This is a genomic window from Microtetraspora sp. AC03309, assembly GCF_020826795.1.
GTDB lineage: Bacteria > Actinomycetota > Actinomycetes > Streptosporangiales > Streptosporangiaceae > Microtetraspora > Microtetraspora glauca.
This window is the reverse complement of record NZ_JADDIL010000107.1, coordinates 1-21804: the sequence shown is the minus strand read 5'-3', so window position 1 is coordinate 21804 and position 21804 is coordinate 1. Positions and strand designations below refer to the sequence as shown.

Sequence of the window (21804 nt, the reverse complement as noted above, 5' to 3'; positions counted from 1 at the left end):
CCACCGCTATCCCAAACACCGCCCCCGCGCCTGGGCCCGCAGACAGTGACCGTGACAGGGACAGGGACAGGGACAGGGACAGGGACAGGGACAGGGACCGCCATCCCGCACATGGTCAAGGCCACAGGCTGGCAGACCTGGCCGGTGATCTCGCCGGGCTCCAAAGCCGAAGACGCAAGCCCACCGCCGGGCCCGGGCCGCTACCGAGAGGCGACGGCCGCCGGACGCCACCCACGGCCACGGCCAGGGGCACGGGGCGCGGCCAGTGCCATGGGCAGGGGCAGGGGGCCAGGGAGAGGGCCGCTACCCGCAGCAGCCGGCCACATTGTTCCAGCGGCTCGGCTGGCCGGCGGGCACGGCAACCTTGCGCGCGACGCGGCGCAAGGCCTAGTGAGGATCCTGCTCGATGTCGGGGTCCCACTGAGCCGCCGCACCTGCCTCAGCCCCCGATGGGCCGCGGGACAGGGAAGGCGCGGCGGTCGGGAGCGTGCGTTCCGATGGGCCCCCAGCATGAACATCGACGGCTGCAGGGAGATCCTCGGCCTGGAGGTCACCTCCGCGGGCGATATGGCGGGAGAGCGGGGCGCGGAGGCGGGGGTTTGTGGAGGCCGGCGTAAGACCGTGCCGGCAACCACCGCGCCCGCGACCGCGACAGCGGTATGCACCTGATCGCAACTATTACGGCCGGCCGGAGCAAGCCCCCGTCGTAGCGCCTACGGACACCGGCCCCGGCTCCGACCTGGCCCCGACCCCAACCCGGCCCACTGCCCCGCCCCATGGGCACACTGCCCCCGCTGGTCCCACGGTCCCGCATGTCACGGCGCCGCTCGCTGACGCCCTTTCCGGGAAGCTTCGCCCCGTCGCGTCACGCAGGGTGGCCCGCACAGCGTTGTCGTCCCTCATGAAAACTCCTCGCGCACTCGGAGTTTCCCACGGGCCCGGGAAATGTCACGGAGCCGGGCAGGAGGCCGCAGGCTCCGCTACGGCCTTCTCCGCCCGGCGAAGCATCATCCGTGATGCACCATCCTGTGACTCACCATCCTGTGACTCACCATCCCGTGATGCACCATCCCGTGACTCAGCATCCCGTGATGCACCATCCCGTGACTCAGCATCCCGTGACGCACCATCCCGTGACTCAGCATCCCGTGACGCCTCCCGAGCACGTGACTCCAGGCTCCCAGCATCACCGCGCAATGCATCATCCCCGGATACGCCGCGCGCTGGAACCACCCTCATGTGTCGTGCCGGGGACCGGTCATTCAGGGGCGAACCTGCCCGTATGGCGCTACCTGGTGAGGGCGAGATCCTTGATCCGCAGGTCGCCGGTGAACACGAGGTAGAGGTCCTTCACGCCGGACGCCCCGCTCAGCGAAGCGGTCGCCGTACCCCAGGTGCGGACGTCGCCGGTGGCGGCGACGGGGACGGTCGCGACGAGCTTTCCCGTGGGCGAGCCGAGGCGCAGTCCGAAGGAGCCGCCGCCGATCGAAGCGACGCCGGCGGTCACCCGTACGGGCTTGCGCTTGAGGTCGACGTCCTCGAACACGATCCAGTCGCCCCGGGAGCCGGCCACGGCGTCGCCGCGCGCCTTCGTCTCGTCGACCAGATCGACGCCCGAGTAGCCGTCGAAGTCGATCGCCCGCGTCGTCGTGCTCAGGTCGCGGTCGGGGATCTTCTCGCCTCTGACGTCGACGGTGGTCCGCTGCCTGATGTCGCCGGACGACGAGCCGACCATGACGTCGTGTGTGGCGGTCTCGACCGCGAACCTGTTCCTGGTCACGTCCCACAGCGCCAGGTCCGCCTTGGGCAGGGTGAACGTGACGGTGGTGCTCCCGCCGGGCGCGAGGCTGACCCGCTGGAAGGCGCGCAGTTGCTTGACCGGCTGCTTCACCCGCGACTGCCGCTGGTGGGTGTAGAGCTGGACGACTTCGTCGCCCGCGCGCGATCCGGTGTTGGTGACCTTCACGCCGATCTCGTAGCCGTCGCCCTTGGGGGTGGCCCGCAGTCCCTGGTATCTGAACGCGCTGTACGACAGGCCGTGGCCGAACGGATAGAGCGGGTCGCCGTTGAAGTACAGGTACGTCCGGTCGCGCTGGACGATGTCGTAGTCGAGGATGTCCGGCAGGTCGGCGGCGGAGCGGTACCAGGTCTGGGTGAGCCGCCCGGCCGGGTTGACGTCACCGTAGAGCACGTCGGCGAGGGCGTTCCCGGTCTCGGCCCCGGCGTGGGTGGTCCACAGGATGGCCGGGACGTTCGCCTGCTCCCAGGTGATCGTCGTCGGATAGCTGTTCTCCAGCACGACGACCGTGTTCGGGTTGGCCTGCCGTACGGCCTTGACCAGCGCCTCCTGTCCTTCGGCGAGGTTCATGTCGGTTCGGTCGTGGTCCTCGCGGCCGTTGATGAACGGCATGCTGCCGACGACGACCACGGCCACGTCGGCGTCCTTGGCCTTGGCGACCGCGTCGTCCACGCCGCTGTCGACGACCTCCTTGGCGAACCTGCTCGCTTCGGCGACCGTGGTGAGACTGAGCGTGCCGTCGGCCGCCGCCTTCACGTAGGTGTTGGGCCCGAACCAGTCGTAGGCGGTCTCGTGTCCGGCGTATCTGATCAGGTAGGAGCCGTCGCCCTGCTTCTCCAGCTTGAACTGCTCCTGGACGAACCATCCGGTCGGCTGCTCCTGGTTGTTCACCAGCGTGGACCAGTTGGCGCGGCTGACGTACCTGCCGTTGGCGACGCTGCGCAGGGTCACGACGCCCTGGCCCCAGTCGAACACGTCGAACTTCTCGGTGTCGCCGGCGGTGGTCGCGCCGGCCTTGAGGTCGGCTCCGGCGTCTCCGGTCCCGCCGGTGATGTACCGGCCGGTCGCGACGTCCTTGAGCGCGATCCGGTCGACGCCCTCGGAGGAGGTGACGGACGCGGCCCGCTCCTTGATCCCGGCGAGCGGTGTCACCTTGTACGGCAGCCTGCCGGAGTACCAGTCGGTGTAGAGCACGTCCGACAGCGGCCCGATGACGGCGACCTTCTTGCCGGGGGCGAGCGGCAGCGTGTTCCCCGAGTTCTTGAGCAGCACCGCCGCCTTGGCCGCGGTCTCCCTGGCCAGCTTCCGGTTCGCCGGGCTGTTCACCACGTCCTTGGTGATCGCCGCGTACGGCCCGCCGTCGGGGTCGAACTCGCCGAGCCGGAACCGGATGCTCAGGATGTGCCGTACGGCGGTGTCGACGTCGGACTCCTGGAGGAGGCCCTGGGACAGCGCGGCCTTGACGGCGGTGACGGTGGGGCCGCCCCTGTTGTCGTCCACGGTGAAACTGTCGAGCCCTGCCTTCAGGGTCGCGGCGTCTGCCTCGGCCTGGGTGGTGTGGTACTGCTCGGAGCCGGTGAGGTTGTTGGGCCCGCCCGCGTCGGAGACGTTGAGGAGGTCTCTCGACGTCCAGGTGCGTACGACGTCGTTCAGGTCGGGGTTGACGGTGCTCGGCCGGCCGTTGACGAGGTTGTAGGCGGCCATGACGCCGGTCGCGGCGTCGGCGGAGATGGCGGGTTTGAAAGCGGCTTCGTCGTACTCGTGTTTCACCCGCGGCGGCAGGTTCGACGAGGTGGTGTCGCGGCGGATCTCGTTGTTGTTGGCGAGGTAGTGCTTGAGCGTCGGTGCCGCCTTGAGGTGGTCGGGGTCGTCGCCCTGGATGCCGGAGCCGTACGCGGTGGAGATCGCTCCGGTCAGGGTGGGGTCCTCGGAGTATCCCTCCTCGTTGCGGCCCCAGCGCGGGTCGCGCAGCAGGTTGACGACCGGCGCCCACAAGTTGAGGCCCCACACGGTGGGGTTCTCGGCGTTGTAGCCGCGGGCCTCGTCGCCGACGGCGGAGCCGACCCGCTTGATCAGGTCCGGGTCCCAGGTGCTGGCCAGCCCGACGGCCTGCGGGAACACCGTGCCGGACGCGGTCACGACGGCGCCGTTGGCGTCGTAGTCGGTGGACCAGGCGACGCCGTGCAGCGCCTCGGTGCCGGTCTTGAACATCCGGATGCCGAGGCGGTCGATGGCGGGCTGGTACTGGTGGAGCAGCGAGACCTTCTCGTCGAGGGTCAGCCTTCCGAGCAGGTCGCCGATCCGCTGGTTCAGCGGCAGCGACGGGTCGCGGAAGGGGAAGGTCTCCGCCGCCTGTGCGGGTGAGGTGCATAAGGCCGCGGCGAGGGCGAGCGCTGCCGCCGCCCACAGGGGTCGTCGAAGGGACATTGCGCCTCCAGGTCAGGTGAAGTGACGCGTGATGCCGGTCGTGCGGTGTCGGCCGCCCAGGATGCACGGCACCCTCGACGCGCGGCCGACGCCGCTTGACGGACTACTTGATCGCCCCGACCGTGATGCCGCGGGTGAGCGTGCGCTGGAAGATCAGGAAGAAGGCGACGGCGGGCACGATGCCGAGCAGCGCCGAGGCGCTCGACATGGTGGCGTCCATCATCTTCTCGCCCTGGAGCACGCCGAGAGCCACGGGCACGGTCTGGTTGTCGTTGGAGATCAGGAAGATCAGGGGCAGGAAGAACTCGTTCCAGGTCCAGATGAAGAAGAAGATCAGCAGGACGCTGAGCGTGGGGCGGCTGATCGGGACCACGATGGTCCACAGGGCCCGCCACCGGCCGGCGCCGTCGAGGGAGGCGGCCTCCAGGATCTCGCCGGGGAACTGCCCCAGGACCGCCGAGAGCAGATAAGTCCCGAAAGCCGCCTGGATAACGGTAAATATCAGGATCACGGCGAGCTTGCTGTCATACAGCCCGACTTCCTTGGACAGGTAGTAGAGCGGGTAGGCCAGCGCCTCCTGCGGCAGCGTGTTGGCCACGAGGAACAGCACCAGGATCCACAGCCGCCCCCGGACCCGCCCGATCCCCAGCGCGTACGCGTTGAGCACGGAGAGGACGACCGCGGCGACCGCGACGGTGCCGCTGATGACGAAGCTGTTCCAGAGTTTCTCCCCGAAGGCGACCCGGTTCCAGAAGTCGATGATCGCGTCGAGGTGGAAACCCTGGGGCGGGGTCAGCGGCCCGCCCGCGGCGTACTCGGCGGGAGTCTTGAACGCGTTGAACGTGACGATGACGAACGGGGACAGCATCACGACGGCGAGCACGACGAGGGCCGCGAGCACCCCCCACCCGCCAGGCCCGGCTCCCGGGCGCCCGGCCGCACGGCTCATCGGTCACGCTCCTGGACCCGCAGGAAGAGGAACGTCACCACGACGATGATCAGGGCGAGCACGGTCGCGATGGCCGAGCCGTATCCGACGTTCACTTTCTGGAAGAAGTTCAGGTACGAGAAGTAGGAGGGCACCATCGTGGCGGAGCCCGGCCCTCCCCTGGTGAGCACGAAGATCGGGCCGAACACCTTCAGCGCGGCGATCGTGCAGGTGAGCAGCACGACGTAGACCTCCGGCCTGATCTGCGGGACCGTGATGTGCCAGAACCTGCGGCCCCACGAGGCACCGTCGATCTCGGCGGCCTCGTACAGCGCGGGGTCCACCCGCTGGAGCCCCGCCATGAAGATCACGACCGGGTAGCCGAGCTGGAACCACACCATGATCGCCATGACGCTGGCCAGCGCGACGTCCGGATCACCGAGCCAGTTGACCTTCAGCCCGAAGATCTCGTTGACCGCGCCGTAGGACGGGTGCAGCATCCAGCCCCACACGACGCCCGCCACCGCGACCGGCAGCACCTGCGGCAGGTAGAACGCGGCTCGCAGGCCCGCCGCCGTACGCGTGCCGAACTTCTTGCCGATGTAGTCGAACAGCGTGGCCGCGAGGACGAGGCCGAGCATCGTCGGCAGGATCGCCATCGCGACGATGAGGGCGACGTTGTGCTGGAAGGACGTCCAGAACCGCTCGTCCCCGGCGAGCTTGACGTAGTTGTCGAACCCGATCCACGTGGGCGTGCCGACCCCGGACCACCGGGTGAAGCTCGTCGCGACGTTCATCAGGAACGGCACGACGACGACCGCGAGGAACAGCACCATGCTGGGGATCAGGTAGGGCCAGTACCCGCCGCGACCGGGCCGTCCCGGACGTCCCGGACGCGCGGATCGCCGAACGCGTCCCGGCCGCGCGGGCCGCGCGGGGGGACCGCCCGTCGCCGTCGCTGGGAGTGTCACTGTTGAGCCTTTCGATCGGTACGGCTCCCGCCCGCCCGAGGCGTGGGCGGGGCGGCGGCGGAGGCCGGTCAGGTCGCCCCCGCCGCCGGATGAGCCCGGCTACTCGCCGATGTCCGCGAGGTTGTCGTTGTACGGCTGGGCGATCTCGTCGAGGACCTCGGACGGCTTCTTGCCGCCGTTGATGAGCTCCTGGACTCCGGCGACGAGGACGTCGTAGTACCCGGGGGCCGGCCAGTCGGGATAGAAGGCGAGGCCGTCCTTGGCGGAGAGCGCGTTGAAGTTCTCGATCAGCTCCTTGCTCTTCGGGTCGGTGATCGCCGCGGGGTCGGCCGCGACGGGTACGCCTCCCGAGTTGCCGAGCAGGTTCTGGATCTCCTTCTTCATCGTGATGTCGATGAAGTCGTAGGCGAGGTCCTTGTTCTTCGCCTTCTCGGGGACGACCCAGAGGTTGCCGCTGGAGCCGGGGGACATCTGGTTGCCCGGCCACAGGAACGAGCCCCACTCGAAGTCCTTGATGTCGGACTGGAAGCGTCCGTACCACCAGCTTCCCGAGACCAGGAGGGGGAACTTGCCGGACATGAACGCCGTGCCCATGTCCTCGGCCTTCATCCCGGCCGAGTCCTTGGCGATGTAGCCCTTCTTCACCCAGTCGGCGAACGTCTCGGCGGCGTAGGTGAGCTGGGGGCCGTGGAAGTCGGTCGTGCCCTTGTAGAGCTGGTAGCCGTCGACCCAGGCCCGGTCGGCCTTGCTCAGCGCGAGCAGGTAGAAGATCTGCTGGGCGGGGTACTCGGCGCCCGCGTTGGCGATCGGCGTCACGCCCGCCTTGACGAACGTGTCCAGGGCGGCGGTGAACTCGTCATACGTCGTGGGCACCTCGACGCCGTGCTTCGTGAAGGCGTCCTTGTTGTAGTAGACCATGACGTACTCGCCGTAGTTGGGCACGCCGTACCACTTGCCGGAGCCCATGATGCCGCGCTCGTCGTATCGCGCGGTCGTCTGCAGCGACGCGCTGAGCAGCTTGTCCCAGCCGCGTTTCGCGGCCTCGTCGGACAGGTCGGCGAGCAGCCCCTGCTTGGAGAGCAGTCCGGCGGTGGCGTTGCCCTTGTTGTACTCCATGATGTCGGGCGCCTCGTCGGAGTTCAGCACCATGCCCGCGGTCTTCTGGATCTGCTCGAAGCCCTTCTCCTCGAACTTCACCTTCACGTTCGGGTGGCTCGCCTCGAACTGTTTGACGGCCTCGGCCCACGCCTTGCCCATGGCGCTGTCCGCGCCCTCGTAGTGCCAGAGCGTGAGCGTCCGCGCCTCCCCCGCCCCGCCGTCCTTGCCGCCCGGTGAGTCCGCCGACCCTCCGCAGGCGGCGAGGGTCAGCGCGGCCGCGGCGAGGGCCGCCGCCACCGCGGTCTTGCGTGTCTTGCGCATGGTCCTTCTCCAGGGGTGCTAGTTGATGACGACCTCGGCGCCGGGGCCCACGAACTCGACGCCGGAGATCCGCTTGGGGCCCTCGACGGCGACGATCAGGCGGTCGCCGTCGCGGGTGGCGGTGACGGTGGTGTCACCGTCGGGGTCCCTGATGACCTGCCGGGTCCCGCCGTCCGCGACGCCGTAGCCGACCAGCGTGATCAGGGGGTCCTCCGCGACCGTGTCGCCGGGCTCGGTCACCGGGATGAGCGCGCCGTGCCGTACGAACAGGGGGATCCGGTCGAGCGGCGGCGCGACCCTGATGTGGCGGCCGCCGTCGTGGATGTCACCGGTCCAGTGGTCCACCCACCGGCCCGCGGGGAGGTAGACGTCGCGGACGCCGTCCGCCGAGATCATCGGCGCGACGAGCAGGTCCGTGCCGAGGAGGTACTCCAGGTCGGCCTGCCAGGCCACGGGGTCGTCCGGGTGGTCCACGCACAGCGCGCGCATCATGGGCGCGCCGGTCCGCGCGGCGTCCACCGCGGCCGAGTAGATGTACGGCATGAGCCGGTAGCGGAGCCGGAGCGCCTCGATCGCGGCCCGCTCGGCGTCCGGCGGGAACTCCCACGGCTCGCGGCTGGTGGTGCCGTGGAACCGGACGAGCGGCGACAGCGCCGCGAACTGGGACCAGCGGATGTAGAGGTCGGGCGTCGGGGTGCCGGTGAAGCCGCCCGCGTCGTGGCTCCAGTACGGGATGCCGGACAGGCCGTGCGACAGGCCGCCGCGGATCGTGCTGCCCATCGCCGGATAGATCGCGTCGACGTCGCCGCTCCACTGCGCCGCGTGCCGCTGGCCGCCGAGGAAGGAGGACCGCGCCCACACCATGCCGTGCCCGGCGACCTCCCGGGTGACGCCCGCGACCAGGTCGTTGAACAGCAGCGTGTAGACGTTGTGCAGGTCGGTCCCGGTCATCCCGTTGGCGGCCACCGCGTCGTACGGCACGCCCTCGGCGAAGTCGGTCTTGAAGACGGCGACGCCCTCGCGGAGCCGGTCGCGCAGCAGGCCCCTGAACCACTCCGCGGCGCCGGGGTGGGTGAAGTCGACGATGCCGCACGGCGGGTACGAGCCGTGCCAGGAGTCGGCGACGTACACCTCGCCGTCGGATCTGGTGAGGAAGTATCCCTTCTCGGCGGCCTCGGCGAAGGCCGGGCTGAGGTGGGAGATGTACGGGTTCATCCAGAGGCAGACCTGGAAGCCCTGCTCCTTGAGCGTGGCGAGCATGCCTTCCGGGTCGGGGAAGTTCTCGCTGTCCCACCGCAGGTCGGACCAATGCCCGTCGGTCTGCCAGTAGGTGTCCAGGTGGAGGACGTCGCACGGGATGCCCCGCTCCCTGATCTTCCTCGCCCGCTCCAGCACCCGCTCCTGGCTGTCGCGGAAGAACCCCGAGGAGATCCAGGTGCCGAACGCCCATCTGGGCGGCAGTTCGGGCCGGCAGGTCAGCCCGTCGAACCGGTCGAGCACCTCCGCCGGGGTGGGCCCGGCGATCACGTAGTAGTCGATCAGGTCGTCCGGCGCGATGATCTGCACGTCGCTGTGCGTGGACTGGCACATGTCGAACTCCACCGGCGTGCCGCTGTCCACGAGGACGCCGTAGCCCCTTGAGGACAGGTAGAACGGCACGTTCTTGTACGCGCGCTGCGAGTCGGCGCCGAACGCGTCGAAGTTCCACATCAGCGGCCGCTGGCCGCGCTTGTTCACGGGGGTGAACGACTCGCCGAACCCGGCGAACGCCTCGTCCGCGGGCGCGAGGAAGGTCTCGTGGTAGGCCACCGCGGCGCCGTCGACCAGCGAGCGGCCGAACGGGAGGGTGCGCAGCCGCCCGCTGATGTCCTTCCTGCCTGGATCCTGCTCGACCAGCGTGCGCCCGGCCCGGTCGGTGAAGCGGACGTTCCACGGGTCCAGCCGGATCTCGGCCCGCAGCGACCCCGCGTCCAGCGCCACCCGGCCGTCACCGGCCTCCACCACCGCCCCGCCGTACACACCCGGGGTGACCATGGTGATCGCGCGGGCGGACCGGGTCCGGGCGTCGGCGTCCTGGCCGAGCCGTACCCGGATCACGCCCTCGCCCGCCACGGCGACCCGCACGACGAGCGTCTCCTCCGCCGAGGTGACCACTTTCAGCGTCACGCCGTGGCCGTCCGAGGCCACCACCTCGGCACGCCGCACCGCGGACAGCCCCTCCTCCCCGTGCTCGCGTACGGGGAGCTCCGGGGGGTCCGCGCTGAAGTACTCGTGCGCGATCAGGGGAGGACGGTACGGCATCGCTGCACTCCATCGGTCATCCGAATACTGTGCGAATTAGTTTGCCGACCATCCCAACAAACGTCAACGGGCCCGTGGCCGCGGAGGCACCCCAGGGGATGCCACATTCGGATATTTCGGATCTTCCCTAATGATCCTTTACAGACGCCGTCAATTTCGGCATACTCGACCGGGCCAAGATCGGGTCGCCCGGACCGGGCGGTCTCCTCCCGAAGGATTGGAACCGGATGATCAAGTTCGTCAAGGCGGGGGCCCTGACGCTCACCACGATCACAACCGTCGCCCTCCCCCAGCCGGCTCCCCCACCGGCTCCCCCGACGGCCGGAAGTCCGCGTACGGAGACCGCCCCGACCGGGGCAACTGCGGCCAATTAAGGAATCGCTGTCCGTTTTATCCGCTTTTGAGGTAATATCGGGGGTTAATTGACGCGGAAGGGATGCCCCCATGGCCAGCTTCGTTCACGTGATGCCACTCGACGACGCCATCGGCCATGAAGGCACCCCCGACTGCGTCTGCGGGCCGGGAGGCGAGCCGGTCGAGACCGTCGCCACCCGCGAGCCGGTGGGCATGATCTACCACCACCACGCCGTCCGCCCCTGCCACCAATGGGAAGCCTCGGCCGAGGCGTAAGCCCGAAATTGGGGTAAATGCCACACCCAAAAGCGGATAAACGATCTAGCGTGACTCTCTGAAATGATCGGAGAAAGGACACCAGTGATCAGTTCCTCCGCCAAGAGGGCGTGCGTCGGCACGGTCCTCACGATGACGGCCTTCGCCGGCGTCACCGCCGCCGCCATGCCCGCCCAGGCGGCCGCCACCAGCGCACGGAGCATCTGCGGATCGGGCTACACCGTCCAGGTCAACAAGGTTCCCGTTAAGACCCACTACGGCGACGTCTACGGGTACCTCTACCTGCTGTACAACCGCGGCAACGGGTACAACTGCGTCACCGTGGTCAAGACCAAGTTCGTGGGCAAGGCCAGCTACATGACGGCCGCGCTGGACGTGAAGGGCGGCCGCAGCCACACGGACAGCGGCAACTTCAAGAAGTACGCCGGTCCGGTCCGGCTGGAGGCCGCGCACAAGTGCGTCAAGTACTGGGCGACCATGTTCCTGCCGAGCAGCTCGCCGAACTCCCGGAACCAGAGCACCGTCGCCTACGGCGGCAGCCTGAAGACGTGGAAGCACTGCCGCTGACCCCGCGGTGACCGTACGCGCCCGTCGCCCGTCGCCTGTCACCTGGCGCCCGTCGCGGGAGCCGTACGGCGAGTTCACCGGTGTTTCACCGCCGGATGCCCGGGGCGCCCACCCCTCCCCACGAGGGGCGGGCGCCTTCATCCGTGCCGAAAGCCGACCGAGGCGAGGAGCCGGTCCGCTTCCTCATGCAGTGCCTCGACGAGGACGAGCTCGAGGCGGAGCTCGGCGACGAGGCGGTCGAGTGGATCCATCCGGGCCTCCCTGCCCGGGAGACGCCCCACCCGTCACACAGGTTCACAAACCCGGGCAAATCCGGACGCGAGCCACCGGAAAGCACCGGAAGGCCGGAAGTCAGGCGCGGATCACGGTCACCTCACCGGGCGGCACGGTGACCGCCCCCGCGTGCCCCACGCCGTCGAACACGCCGACCCCGGTCACCCCGTGGACCGTGACCGGCTCGTCACCGTGGTTGACGAGGAAGACGTGCGCGCCCCGCCGTACGAACTCCAGAGTGTCGGGCAGGTCACGCGGCCGGGACACGCCCGCCTGGTCGAGGGCCTCGGCGAGCAGCCCCCGCAGTTCCGCGTCGAGCGCGGTCGCGACGTACCACGCGGTGCCCGCGCCCAGCTCATGGCGGGTGACGGCCGGATGCCCGGCGTCCGGCCCGTCCGCGAAGACCCGTACGGCACGCGCCCCCGCGAGACGGACCCGCTCGGACCAGATCCGGCCGGTGGCCCGCTCGTCCGGCGCGGGCTCCGGCGGCCCGGACGGTGACCCGGCCGGCGGCCCGGACGGTGGCCCGGACGGCGGCCCGGACGGTGGCCCGGACGGTGGACGGGACGGTGGACGGGCGACGGAGACCGTCCCACTCTCGCGGAGGGGATGGAACTCCTCGACGGACACCCCGAGGACGTCGCGCAGCACCCCCGGACACGGACCGCCGTGGATGGTGTCGTTCTCGTTCACGATGCCGGAGAAGTACGAGACGACCAGCGCCCCGCCCGACTCGACATAGCGGTGCAGGTTCTTGGCCGACGCCTCCGTGAGCAGGTACGCGCTCGGCGCGACGACCATCCGGTACGCCGAGACGTCGGCGGACGGGTGGACGAAATCGACGGTGACGTGCTCCCGCCAGAGCGCCTCGTAGAAGGCCTCCACCCGTTCCCGGAACCGCAGGTCGACCGAGGGACGCCACTCCAGTTCGAGCGCCCAGTACGACTCCCAGTCCCAGACGACGGCGACCTCCGCCTCGACCCGGGTGCCGCGGACGTCGGCCAGCCTGCGCAGGTCCGCGCCGAGACCGGTCACCTCACGCCACACCTCGGAGTCGGTGCCCGCGTGCGGAAGCATCGCCGAGTGGAACTTCTCCGCGCCGTACCGCGAGGCACGCCACTGGAAGAACAGCACCGAGTCCGAACCGCGTGCCACGTGGACCAGGCTGTTGCGGCGCATCTCCCCCGGCCGCTTGGCGATGTTGCGCGGCTGCCAGTTGACGGCCCCGGTGGAGTGCTCCATGAGCATCCACGGCCGCCCGCCCGCCACCGACCTGGTGAGGTCGGCGGCCATCGCCAGCTCGATGTGGCCGTCCGTCCGCGCGGCGTCGAGGTAGTGGTCGTTGGCGACGACGTCCACCTCGCCCGCCCACCTCCAGTAGTCCATCGGCTTGCAGTTCGGAATCATGAAGTTGGTGGTGACCGGCAGGTCACAGTGCCGGCGGATGATGTCGCGCTCACGGCGGAAGTTGGCGATGTGCGCGTCGACGGAGAAACGCATGAAGTCGAGCTGGAGCGCGGTGAGCAGCCCCGGCGGGGCGAGCCTGGGGGGCTCCACCTCGTCGAAAGAGCCGTAGCTGAGCCCCCAGAAGGTCGTCCCCCACGCGTGGTTCAGCGCGGCGACGGAGCCGTGCCGGTCACGCAGCCAGTCCCGGAACGCCTCGGCGGAGGTCTCGCAGTAACAGTGCGCGTTCGCCCAGCCGTACTCGTTGTGCACGTGCCACATCGCGACGGCCGGATGCCGGGCGTACCTGGCCGCGAGCCGTTCCGTGACACGCGCCGAGGCGGCGGCGTAGTCCGGCGAGCTGGGGCAGAAGCTGTGCCGTGAGCCTCCCGCGATCACATGTCCCGCGCTGTCGACCAGCCGGCTCGCCGGATACCGGTGCCTGAGCCACACCGGCGGTGACGAGGTCGGCGTCGCCAGATCGGCCTTGATGCCCGCGGAGTCGAGCAGGTCGAGGACGCGGTCCAGCCCGTCGAAGTCGTACACGCCCTCGGACGGCTCGATCAGGCCCCAGGAGAAGATGCCGAGGCTGACCAGGTTCACGCCCGCCTCGCGCATCAGCCGGACGTCCTCGTGCCAGACCTCCTCGGGCCACTGCTCCGGGTTGTAGTCCCCGCCGTACGCGATGCCCCCGGGCAGGGCGGGATATCCAGGCAACAGCTCCCCCTCACATCGTTCTGTGAACGTGCACAGTAGCCCACGCCCTGCTTTACGGGAAACGCCGCACGGGATATCGGCGAAAAGCGGCTATTTAACGAGACCGTAACGAGCATTGACAGCAACGACGGGGTGATTTCACTCTGTGCACGTTCACAGAAGTTTCCCCGCATGTCTGGCTACCCTCTTCGAACCCCGCTACGGAGGCATATATGCGTACATACCGGCTCACCGTGGCCGCGGTGCTCGCCGCCACCCTGACCGCCGGGTGCTCCGGCGGCTCGCAGGAGCAGGCCACCCCCGCCACCGCCGAGAGCTCCGCGCCCGCGGGTCCCGTGGCTCTCACGTACTGGACCTGGGTCCCGAACATGGACAAGATCGTGGCGGTCTGGAACCAGGCGCACCCCGACATCCAGGTGACGGTCAGCAAGCAGGCCGGCGGCGACGACGCGGCGGCCAAGTTCCTCACCGCCGCCAAGGCGGGCAACCCCCCGGACCTGGTCCAGGCCGAGTACCAGATGCTCCCGTCCTTCGTCGCCGCGGACGCCGTCGCCGACATCAAGGCGGAGACCGCGCAGGCCAAGAGCGAGTTCGGCGAGGGGATCTGGGGGCTGGTGACGCTGGGCACCGACGCCGTATACGCGGTGCCGCAGGACAGCGGCCCGATGATGCTGTACTACCGCCAGGACCTCTTCGAGAAGTACGGCATCAAGGTGCCCACGACCTGGGACGAGTACGCCGAGGCCGCCCGCGCCGTGCACAAGCGGGATCCGAAGGTCTATCTCGGCGCGTTCTCCAGCAAGGACCCCGGCTGGTTCGCGGGACTGTCGCAGCAGGCGGGCGCCCAGTGGTGGGGCATCAGCGGCGAGTCCTGGAAGGTCGCGATCAGCGACGCGGCCACCCAGAAGGTCGCCGGCTTCTGGGGCGGCCTGGTGAAGGAGGGCGTCATCGACGGCCGGCCGTTCTTCACCCCGGAGTGGAACAAGGCGCTCAACGACGGCAAGCTGCTGACCTGGCCGTCCGCCGTCTGGGGACCCGGCGTGCTGTCGAGCAACGCGCCCAAGGCCACGGGCAAGTGGGCGATCGCCCCGCTGCCGCAGTGGAACCCTGGTGAGAACTACAGCGGGTTCTGGGGCGGCTCGTCCACCGCCGTCGCGGAGAAGTCGCCGAACAAGGCCGCGGCGGTGCGGTTCGCCACCTGGCTGAACACCGACCCGCAGGCCCTCGATCTGCTGATCAAGGAAGGCTCGGTCTACCCGGCCTCCACCAAGGGCGGCGGGCTGCTCACCACCGCACCCGACTACTTCGCCAACCAGCCCGACTTCTGGCAGCGGGCCGCCGAGATCGGAGCCGGGGCCCGCGGATTCACCTTCGGCCCGAACGTCGGCGTGGCCTACAACGCCTACAAGGACGCCTTCGACACCGCCCTCCAGGACGGATCCGACTTCGCGGGCGCGGTGACGAGGATGCAGGACGCGACCGTCGCCGACATGCGCAAGTCCGGCTTCACCCTGGTCCAGTGACGCGAGCCGCCGCGATGACGCGCACGAGCGATCTCACAGGGAACCGCACGGGAGGCGCACGGTGAGGCCGCCCTCCGGGTGGGGCGGCCGCGCGGCCGGGGGCACCGGCCGCGCGGGCGCCGTCCCCTATCTGTTCCTGGCCCCGGCGATGCTGCTGTTCACGCTGTTCATGGCCGTCCCGATCGGCTACACGCTCTTCCTGAGCCTGCGGAAGACCAAGGTCTCCGGCCTCGGCCTGGGCAAGGGCGCCCGCAAGGAGATCTTCGCCGGCCTCGACAACTACGCCGCCGCGATCGGCGACGGAGAGCTGTGGGCGGGCTGGCTGCGTGTCCTCGGCTACGGCGCGCTCGTGCTCGCGGCCATGCTCGGGCTGGCGCTGCTGTTCGCGCTCATGCTCGACTCCGCCCGCGTACGGCTGGCCGCGTTCACCCGGATCTCGATCTTCCTGCCGTACGCCGTGCCGGGCGTGGCGGCGACGTTGATGTGGGGGTTCCTGTACCTGCCGAGCCTGAGCCCGTTCGGCGACCTGTCCTTCCTCGGCGCGGACGCGGTGACGTTCTCGATGGCCAACGTCGCCGTCTGGGGCGGCACCGGGTTCAACATGCTGGTGCTCTACACGAATCTGCGGGCGGTGCCACACGACTACTACGAGGCCGCGCGCATCGACGGCGCGTCGGAGGCGCAGATCGCGCTCCGGATCAAGATCCCGATCCTCGGTCCGGCGCTGATCCTGACCACGGTGTTCTCCGTCATCGCGACCGTCCAGGTGTTCACCGAGCCGACCGCCCTGCGGCCCCTGACGAACACGATCAGCTCGACCTGGAGCCCGCTGATGAAGGTCTACCGTGACGCGTTCGTCACCGGTGACCCCTACTCCGCGGCGGCGACCTCGGTCGTGATCGCCGCGATCTCGCTCGTCCTGTCGTTCGGATTCCTGCGCGTCGTGAAGAACCGCGCCTTCGGGGAGGGCTGATGGTCACCACCACCACACCGGGCGTCGCGACCGCGCCGGGCGGGCCCGCCGCGCACGCGCGGGCGAGGTCACGCCGTGCGGGCGGTGCCGTGCCGACCGTCGTGCTCGTGCTCGGGGCGATCTACACCCTCTTCCCGGTGAGCTGGGTAGTGGTCGCGGCCAGCAAGTCCAGGGCCGAGTTGTTCTCCACGTCGGCGTTCACGCCGGGCAGCGGGCTGCTGTCCAACCTGTCGGACCTGTTCGCCTATCGCGACGGCGTCTTCTGGCTGTGGATGCTCAACACCGCCCTCTACGCCGGAGGCGGCGCGCTGCTGTCCACCGCGGTGTCCACGATCTCGGGCTACGCGCTGGCGACGTATCGCTTTCCGGGACGAGATCTGATCTTCAACCTGCTGATCGGCGGCATCCTGGTGCCCTCCGTGGTCCTGGCGATCCCGCAGTATCTGCTGTTCTCGGCGATCGGGCTGGCCGGCACCTACTGGTCGGTGCTGCTGCCCAGCGTGCTGCACCCGTACAGCATCTATCTCGCCCGCATCTACGCCAAAGCGGCGATCCCCGGGTCGCTGCTGGAGGCGGGCCGCCTGGACGGCGCGAGCGAATGGCACCTGTTCCGCCGGGTCGCGCTGCCGATGATGACTCCAGGGATGGTGACGATCTTCCTGTTCCAGTTCGTCGCGATCTGGAACAATTTCCTGCTGCCGTTCATCATGCTCGGCGACGACCACACGTTCCCGCTGACGGTCGGCCTCTACACGCTGCTGGCGGCGGGGGCCAACCAGCCCTCGCTGTACAACCTGATCATCACGGGCACGATGGTGTCGCTCATCCCCCTGATCGCGTTGTTCCTCACGATGCAGCGATATTGGCGTACGGACCTGTCCAGCGGGGCCGTGAAAAGCTAGAACGCCGCCGATTCCGGACGGGGGCAGTTGAACGAGCACGTGAACGAGCACGTGAACGAGCGCGCGAAGAACCGGCGGCGGGCCGGGCGGGGAGACAATACGGGCATGGCGAAGCGTCCGACCATCCATGACGTGGCGGCGGCGGCGGGGGTCTCACGGGGGACCGTGTCCCGCGTGCTCAACGACGACCGGTACGTCAGCCCCGCCGCCCACGCGGCCGTGCGGCGGGCCATCGCCGAGACGGGGTACGTGGTCAACCGCAACGCGCGCAGCCTCGTCACCCAGCGGACCGGCTCGGTGGTCATGGTGCTGTCCGAGCCCTCGGAGAAGGTGTTCGAGGATCCCAACTACAGCGTGACGATCCGGACCGCGATCCGCCGGCTGGCCGAGCGGGACGTGTCGCTGGTCATGATGGTGGCGGGCGACGACGGGGACAGGGAACGCGTCGTCCGCTACGTGCGCGGCGGCCACGCGGACGGGGTCTTCCTGGTCTCCACCCACGCGGGCGACCCCCTGGCCGACGCGCTCGTCGGCATCCCGATCGCGGCCGTCGCCCAGGGAGCCGTCGTCGGGCGGGAGAGCGTGATCCCATACGCGGCGGCCGACGACCGCGAGGGCGCCCGGCAGATGACGCGCTACCTGGTCGAGCAGGGCAGGAAGAAGATCGCCACGATCACCGGCCCGATGGACACGCCCGGCGGCATCCTGCGGCTGGAGGGCTTCGCGGACGTGCTCGGCCGCAAAGCGTCGAAGAAGCTGATCGCGCACGGCGACTGGACCCGGCGGAGCGGCGAGACCGCGATGGCGCAGCTGCTTGAGCGCTCTCCCGACCTGGACGCCGTCTTCGTGGCCAGCGACCTGATGGCGGCCGGCGCCCTGGCGACGCTCAGGGCCGCCGGGCGTGAGGTCCCGGACGACGTGGCCGTCGGGGGCTTCGACGACTCCTCCGTCGCGGTGTCCACGCATCCCCCGCTGACCACGGTCCGCCAGCCGCTGGCGCAGGTCGCCGAGGAGACCGTACGGCTGTTGCTCGACCTCATCGACGGCGCTCCCCACGTGGACTCGGTGATCCTCCCGACCACTCTCGTCGTCCGCGCCTCCGCCTGATCGTCGGGCTAACCGGCCAGGCCGAGGAGCACGGCCGCGGCGCCCACGCCCAGCGTGAGCGGGTAGGCCCACCACCTGGGCGCGGGCCCATCCCTCAGGACGCGCACCCCCAGCGGCACCAGCGCCACGCACAGGCCGAGGGTTGCGACGATCGACATCGGGCCCGTGCCCTTGAGCACCCCGATCGGCAGGGCACTCATCGACGCCAGGGCGACGGCTCCGGCGATTCCCAGCACGTTCGCCCGCCACGCCCCGACGGCCAGCACGGTCCACCCGAAGAAGATCGCCACGGACAACGGCTGGAAGACGTGGAACGCGCCGTAGGCGTCGGCCACCGCCTTCCGGGCCGGCGCCAACCCCTGGACGTCGACGAGCTGGAAGGCCAGATGATTCACCCCGGCATGGAAGGTACGCGCGAAGAGCCCCAGCATGACCATCGCGCCACCCCACAGCGCCCACCGGGGCCGGGCCGGCCAGATGCGCCGGACCAGCGCGATGACGGCGGGCCACAGCAGGACGTTCCCCACGGCGAAGGCGCTGTAGGAGGCGGTCATCCGGCCGGGGCTCGCGGCGAACGCGGCCAGTTGCTCGGGAAAGAAGCCGTCGAAGTCGACGCGGAGCAGCACTCCCGCGAGCATGGAGACCGGCCCGAGGACGAGCCCGGCGCCCTCCACCCAGCGTCCGGGGAAATCGAATGAGGTCGTCATGCCGTTGATCCAACCGGCGTGACGGCGGTCTCACATTGGTGCCGGGTCGAGATCTCGGGTAGACCTGGCACTACTTCGGTTCGGTCCGCAGATAGGCGAGTACGGCCAGGACGCGGCGATGGCCGTCGGTGGTGGGCGGAAGGTCGAGCTTGGTGAAGATGCTCGCGATGTGCTTGGCGACCGCCGCGTCACTGACGAAGAGGGCCCGAGCTATCGAGGCGTTGGACCGTCCCTCGGCGATCAGGGCCAGCACCTCCAGCTCCCTCGGAGTGAGCCGGCGCAGCGGGTCGCGCCGCTGGCCGAGCAGTTGCCGTACGACCTCGGGGTCGATGACCATGCCGCCCTCCGCGACCCGGACGAGCGCTTCGACGAACTCTCTGACGTCTCCGATCCGATCTTTGAGCAGGTAGCCGATGCCGGCTCCCCCGGAGTCGAGCAGCTCGGCGGCGTACGTCTGCTCGACGTACTGGCTGAGCACCAGCACGGCCAGATCCGGATGCCGTTCCCGCAGCATGAGCGCGGCGCGCAGTCCCTCGTCGGTGAAACCGGGGGGCATCCGCACGTCGGCCACCACGACGTCGGGCCGGTGCTCCTCCACCGCCGTGACGAGCGAGGCGGCGTCTCCGACCGAGGCGACGACCGCGTGCCCGAAGCGCTCCAGCAGGCCGGCCATCCCCTCACGGAGAAGGACGGCGTCCTCTGCGATGACTACGCGCACGGGATCTCCACTCGTATCGTCGTCGGCCCGCCGGTCGGGCTGGACAGCGACAGTCTGCCGTCGGCCACGGCGACCCGGTCGGCCAGCCCCGTCAGGCCGGTGCCGCCGGCCGGATCGGCGCCGCCGACTCCGTCGTCGTGGATCTCCATGACCAGCACGTCGTCGACCAGGCGGCCGTGAATCCTCGCCCGGACCGCTCGGCTGTGCTTGGCGATGTTCGCCAGGGCCTCGGACACGACGTAGTAGGCGGCCACCTCCACGGGCTCGGGCAGCCGCCGTGGCAGGGAGACGTTCACGTCCACCGGGACCGGGGAGCGCCCGGCGACATCGCGGACGGCGGCGGCCAGGCCGCGGTCGCTGAGCACCTGCGGATGCACGCCGCGGATCAGCTCCCGCAACTCGGCCAGGGCTCGCCTTGCCTCCTCCTGGGCCTGCGCGAGCTGCGCCACGATCGGCGCGTCCGGCGGCACGTCGAGCTGGATCAACCCCAGCCTCATGCTCAGCGCGACCAGCCGCTGCTGGGCGCCGTCGTGCAGATCGCGCTCGATCCTGCGGCGTTCCGTCTCGAATCCGTCCACCAGCCGGGCGCGTGAGCGCAGCACCTCGGCCAGATCGGCCTCGCGCGGGGCGAGCAGCGCCCTGATCATCGCTCCGCGTGCGCCCGCCCAGACACTGAGGGCGTAGGCGGCGACCGGAAGCAGCAGCGATCCCGCGACCGAGGCCGTCAGCGCGGCGGCGAGCGCCCCGTCCGCCTCCACCGGCTGGACGGCGGGCGACAGGATCAGTACGACGGGACCCCCGATGGTGAAGCAGACGACCACCAGGTCGATCCACCAGAGCACGAGCAGCGAGACGAGGGCCAGCCCGACCTCCCGCCACAGCCTGTCAGGCGCGGAAGCGAGCGGGGTGCGGTCGACCAGCCGCAACCGCCATCGCTCGAACCTCGCCACCGACGGCACCACCAGGGCGGCGGCGGCCAGCCCGGCGGCGACCATGAGCGGGACGAATCCCAGGAAGGAGATCGACACCGCGACGACGGCGACGGTGACGCCGAGCACGGCACTCGACAGCAGGTACGCGAGCGACCGCCACGGCCAACGGGACCGCAGGAAGGACAGCGGATGCCGGGTGAGAGCCTCCAGGGCGGTCCGAGCGCGCACCGTGAGACGGTATCCGCCCGCCTCTCGTGCCGTTGACTCAGCTATCTCCGCCAATTAGTTTGACCTCCAGACAAAAGGGAGGGCCGATGGCGGCGTGGCCGGGAGGAACCGAGGGTCTCCGCTACGGCGGGGACTACAACCCGGAGCAGTGGCCGGAGGAGGTCTGGCACGAGGACGTCGCGCTCATGCGCCGCGCCGGGGTGAACCTGGTGACCGTCGGCGTCTTCTCCTGGTCCCGGCTCGAACCCGCCGAGGGTCGGTACACCTTCGGGTGGCTCGACCGTGTCCTCGACCTGCTCGGCGACGCCGGGATCGCCGTCAACCTGGCCACGCCCACCGCCTCGCCCCCGCCCTGGTTCTCCCTCGCCCATCCTGACGCGCTCACCGTCACCCGTGACGGCGTACGGCTCACGCACGGCAGCAGGGACACGTACTGCGTGAGCGCCCCGCCCTACCGCGAGGCGGCGAAGCGGATCGCGGCGGCACTGGGCGAACGGTACGGCGGGCACCCGGCCCTCGCCATGTGGCACGTGCACAACGAGTACGGCACCGGCTGTCACTGCGACCACGCGGCGGCGGCGTTCCGGACCTGGCTGCGGGAGCGCCACGGGTCGCTCGACGCGCTCAACGACGCCTGGACGACCGCGTTCTGGAGCCAGCACTACTCGGACTGGGCGCAGATCACCACACCGCGCGCGACGCAGTACCTGCCCAACCCGGCCCAGGTCCTGGACTTCCGGCGGTTCCTGTCCGACGAGATGCTCGCGTGCTACCGCGAGCAGCGTGACGTGCTCCGCGCCTTCACCCCGGACGTGCCGATCACCACGAACTACGTCCTCGGCGGCTGGGTTCCCGTGGACCACTGGAAATGGTCGGCGGAGGCCGACCTGGTGGCGATCGACCACTATCCCTCGGAGCCGGGGATCATGGCGGCGGAGCAGACGGCGTTCGCCGCCGACCTGGCCAGATCCTGGGCGGGCGGGCGGCCGTGGCTTCTCATGGAGCAGGCCGCCGGGGTGGTGTACACGGCACGCCGCATGACGGCCAAGGCGCCCGGCGAGATCGCCAGGCACAGCCTGCAGCACGTCGCGCGCGGGTCGGGAGGTGCCCTGTTCTTCCAGTGGCGCGCCTCCCGTGGCGGCGCGGAACTGTGGCACCACGGCATGGTGCCCCACGCGGGCCCCGACTCCCGCGTCTTCCGCGAGGTGGCCGAACTCGGCGACACACTCTCCCGGATCCC

The 21804-nt window shown here is 69.9% G+C and carries 16 protein-coding genes; 7 read left to right on the top strand and 9 right to left on the bottom strand.

Annotated features, from left to right (window positions below; all coding sequences use genetic code 11):
• Nucleotides 1-1288: 1288 nt before the first annotated feature.
• From IMZ11_RS38670 to IMZ11_RS38650, 5 genes are all read right to left on the bottom strand, one after another.
• Nucleotides 1289-4225, bottom strand: a complete 2937-nt coding sequence (locus IMZ11_RS38670) for a glycoside hydrolase family 3 protein (protein WP_228647871.1) — start codon at nucleotides 4223-4225, stop codon at nucleotides 1289-1291.
• Nucleotides 4226-4328: 103 nt separating this feature from the next.
• On the bottom strand, nucleotides 4329-5174 hold the full coding sequence (locus tag IMZ11_RS38665) for a carbohydrate ABC transporter permease (protein WP_228647869.1): 846 nt from the start codon (nucleotides 5172-5174) through the stop codon (nucleotides 4329-4331).
• On the bottom strand, nucleotides 5171-5989 hold the full coding sequence (locus tag IMZ11_RS38660; RefSeq protein ID WP_061257376.1) for a carbohydrate ABC transporter permease: 819 nt from the start codon (nucleotides 5987-5989) through the stop codon (nucleotides 5171-5173). The genes IMZ11_RS38665 and IMZ11_RS38660 overlap by 4 nt, the downstream gene beginning before the upstream one ends.
• Before the next feature lie 234 nt (nucleotides 5990-6223).
• Entirely contained in the window at nucleotides 6224-7543 is a 1320-nt protein-coding gene (locus IMZ11_RS38655; protein ID WP_228647867.1) for an ABC transporter substrate-binding protein, read from the bottom strand.
• Between the two features lie 18 nt (nucleotides 7544-7561).
• Complete coding sequence (locus IMZ11_RS38650) at nucleotides 7562-9844, bottom strand: TIM-barrel domain-containing protein (protein ID WP_228647865.1); 2283 nt, start codon at nucleotides 9842-9844, stop codon at nucleotides 7562-7564.
• A 444-nt stretch (nucleotides 9845-10288) separates the two neighbouring features.
• Here IMZ11_RS38650 and IMZ11_RS38645 point away from each other — a divergent pair, with 444 nt between their 5' ends.
• Complete coding sequence (locus IMZ11_RS38645) at nucleotides 10289-10474, top strand: hypothetical protein (RefSeq protein WP_228647863.1); 186 nt, start codon at nucleotides 10289-10291, stop codon at nucleotides 10472-10474.
• Between the two features lie 84 nt (nucleotides 10475-10558).
• Complete coding sequence (locus IMZ11_RS38640) at nucleotides 10559-11041, top strand: spore-associated protein A (protein ID WP_228647861.1); 483 nt, start codon at nucleotides 10559-10561, stop codon at nucleotides 11039-11041.
• 351 nt (nucleotides 11042-11392) lie between these two features.
• Here the strand turns inward: IMZ11_RS38640 and IMZ11_RS38635 are convergent, their stop codons facing one another.
• Nucleotides 11393-13474, bottom strand: coding sequence for a beta-galactosidase (locus IMZ11_RS38635; protein ID WP_228647859.1), 2082 nt, complete (start codon nucleotides 13472-13474; stop codon nucleotides 11393-11395).
• Between the two features lie 212 nt (nucleotides 13475-13686).
• On the opposite strand from IMZ11_RS38635, the gene IMZ11_RS38630 reads away from it, so the two are divergent.
• The 4 genes from IMZ11_RS38630 (at nucleotide 13687) to IMZ11_RS38615 (ending at nucleotide 17979) form a co-directional block, all read left to right on the top strand.
• Nucleotides 13687-14997, top strand: coding sequence for an ABC transporter substrate-binding protein (locus tag IMZ11_RS38630; protein ID WP_228647857.1), 1311 nt, complete (start codon nucleotides 13687-13689; stop codon nucleotides 14995-14997).
• Between the two features lie 61 nt (nucleotides 14998-15058).
• Nucleotides 15059-15970 (top strand): carbohydrate ABC transporter permease, encoded by a 912-nt coding sequence (locus IMZ11_RS38625; RefSeq protein ID WP_228647856.1) that lies wholly within the window; start codon nucleotides 15059-15061, stop codon nucleotides 15968-15970.
• Nucleotides 15970-16872 carry a carbohydrate ABC transporter permease gene (locus IMZ11_RS38620; RefSeq protein WP_228647854.1) on the top strand — a complete coding sequence of 301 codons (903 nt, stop codon included), beginning with the start codon at nucleotides 15970-15972 and terminating at the stop codon, nucleotides 16870-16872. The genes IMZ11_RS38625 and IMZ11_RS38620 overlap by 1 nt, the downstream gene beginning before the upstream one ends.
• Before the next feature lie 105 nt (nucleotides 16873-16977).
• The gene (locus IMZ11_RS38615; RefSeq protein WP_228647852.1) at nucleotides 16978-17979 is read left to right on the top strand and encodes a LacI family DNA-binding transcriptional regulator; all 1002 of its coding nucleotides are present in this window, start codon (nucleotides 16978-16980) and stop codon (nucleotides 17977-17979) included.
• 8 nt (nucleotides 17980-17987) lie between these two features.
• Here IMZ11_RS38615 and IMZ11_RS38610 read toward each other — a convergent pair whose 3' ends face one another.
• The 3 genes from IMZ11_RS38610 to IMZ11_RS38600 all read right to left on the bottom strand — a co-directional run bounded on the left by IMZ11_RS38610 (nucleotide 17988) and on the right by IMZ11_RS38600 (nucleotide 20564).
• Nucleotides 17988-18686 carry a hypothetical protein gene (locus IMZ11_RS38610; RefSeq protein ID WP_228647850.1) on the bottom strand — a complete coding sequence of 233 codons (699 nt, stop codon included), beginning with the start codon at nucleotides 18684-18686 and terminating at the stop codon, nucleotides 17988-17990.
• 70 nt (nucleotides 18687-18756) lie between these two features.
• Complete coding sequence (locus IMZ11_RS38605; protein WP_228647848.1) at nucleotides 18757-19404, bottom strand: response regulator transcription factor; 648 nt, start codon at nucleotides 19402-19404, stop codon at nucleotides 18757-18759.
• Nucleotides 19395-20564: a histidine kinase gene (locus IMZ11_RS38600; protein ID WP_228647846.1), complete on the bottom strand. Its 1170-nt coding sequence runs from the start codon at nucleotides 20562-20564 to the stop codon at nucleotides 19395-19397. Before IMZ11_RS38600 ends, IMZ11_RS38605 begins: the two co-directional genes overlap by 10 nt.
• An 86-nt stretch (nucleotides 20565-20650) precedes the next feature.
• Between IMZ11_RS38600 and IMZ11_RS38595 the strand changes: the two genes are divergently transcribed.
• The coding region (locus IMZ11_RS38595) for a beta-galactosidase (RefSeq protein WP_228647844.1) at nucleotides 20651-21804 on the top strand (1154 nt) is incomplete at its 3' end.